Raw genomic sequence first — 1608 nt, 5'->3', positions numbered from 1 at the left:
TACCAAAATTACTGATGTAGAAAAAAACATCAAAATGTTTCAACACCAATTGCTTTGGTTTGCCGCGAAAATCTCCGTAGTTATAAACATAGGATGCAGTGTGAGTTCCGACACTCGCGCGACTTGATAGGGAAAGCATTTCTTTGCGCGCTTCTGTGGACAGTGGTTTATTAATGCTACAAAATTCATAATATTGATATTCACTCATAGATACCTCTTTATGTTAAGTTCCCCATGCCGCTAGAATTTTTTTAAAATCAAAAACAGACACATTTGAGTGTATTACAGATCTCAAGTCATTTTTGATTGCTCTTTATCTCCATAATCTTCTTAACAGCTTCATCCAAGACCATATCGTATATTTCCACTGCCTCATCTTCACCAATTGTGATATTAAAAGCATCTTCAATATCTAATATAGGCTGCGTGTCAGAAAGAGCATCAGGCGGATTACTTGTTGACCACATACAGCACATCTGTTTTGAATCTGAGTTCCCACGGTATTTTCGCCTGTGTTTATCATAAATCGCATGCAGAGCTTTATGCGCAATTTTTGGATCATTCATCATTTTATTGCTCTCAAAAATATTTTCTTAAAAGGTTTCATTCCATTTTTTCAAAGCATCCAGCCAAAGTTTTTCGCTTTTACTCAGTTTTGGAAATTCAACTGACTCTAATGATACAAAAGCTGACTTGCGACCATTCCGGCATTTAGCTACTACCTGAAATCCTTTTAAGTCAAATCCTTCCAGTATCGCCTCATTCCCCAAAACTTTTACGTGTTCAAATTTGCTAAACATTTCCTCTATGCAAGTTAACCAACCAGATGCGGCTTCATTTTCATCATACGTATCTATGGTTGCACACTCATAGCAGTCTTCGATTGTTTTGCACCGCTTTATTTCTGATATAAGTTCCATTCGTCATTTCCTCTATTCGTAATTCATTTTTCCGCTTATTAATTTATTGACTCCATTTGCTTGAGTCTGCCCATGAGCTGGGCTGTTTCTTGACCGAGTTGCCACTTCTCATGAGCCAGCGATTTATTTTGATGCTCCAGATCGTTTAATTTCTTTTCGGTCGTTGCTAATTGCTGAGTTAATAAAGCTACTTGTTTTTCTAAATCGAAAACAATAGTTTGTTGTTCATTAACTCACCCACTAAGCCACCGCCTATGGCGGTGCGAGTAAACGAGGTTTTACCATTCACGGAGTTGCAAAAATATAGAAATTAGATTCTCCTTTCCTGGCCTCCCCAGGCCAAAACGAAAAGGAGAAATCTAATGCGAGAATGGGAAAGCCAATCTCATGTGAGGTGGTATTGTCGATACCACGTGGTGATCGTACCAAAATATCGTCGTAAAGCAATGTATGGTGCATTACGAAAGGAAATTGGACCGATATTGAGGGAATTATGTATGCGGTACGAGGTTGAATTAATAGAGGGGCATGTCATGGTTGATCATATACACATGCTATTATCGATTCCCCCGAAAATGAGCGTAGCAAATTTTATTGGGAAGTTGAAAGGGAAATCAACAATCCTTATCAATCAAAAATACGTGAAGCAAAGAAATTTTCGAGGGTTACATTTTTGGTCGAGAGGATA

The 1608-nt window shown here is 38.1% G+C and carries 4 protein-coding genes; 1 reads left to right on the top strand and 3 read right to left on the bottom strand.

What is annotated here, in order from left to right; all coding sequences use genetic code 11:
* From KIT27_12460 to KIT27_12450, 3 genes are all read right to left on the bottom strand, one after another.
* The coding region (locus KIT27_12460; GenBank protein ID MCW5590456.1) for a hypothetical protein at nucleotides 1-208 on the bottom strand (208 nt) is incomplete at its 3' end.
* Nucleotides 209-296: 88 nt separating this feature from the next.
* Entirely contained in the window at nucleotides 297-569 is a 273-nt protein-coding gene (locus KIT27_12455) for a hypothetical protein (GenBank protein ID MCW5590455.1), read from the bottom strand.
* Between the two features lie 24 nt (nucleotides 570-593).
* Nucleotides 594-920 carry a hypothetical protein gene (locus KIT27_12450; GenBank protein ID MCW5590454.1) on the bottom strand — a complete coding sequence of 109 codons (327 nt, stop codon included), beginning with the start codon at nucleotides 918-920 and terminating at the stop codon, nucleotides 594-596.
* Between the two features lie 362 nt (nucleotides 921-1282).
* Between KIT27_12450 and tnpA the strand changes: the two genes are divergently transcribed.
* On the top strand, nucleotides 1283-1608 hold a 326-nt coding region (gene tnpA / locus KIT27_12445), incomplete at its 3' end, for an IS200/IS605 family transposase (protein MCW5590453.1).

This window comes from Legionellales bacterium (assembly GCA_026125385.1).
In the GTDB taxonomy this organism is placed as follows: Bacteria; Pseudomonadota; Gammaproteobacteria; order JAHCLG01; family JAHCLG01; genus JAHCLG01.
This window is presented reverse-complemented; position numbering and strand designations above follow the sequence as displayed.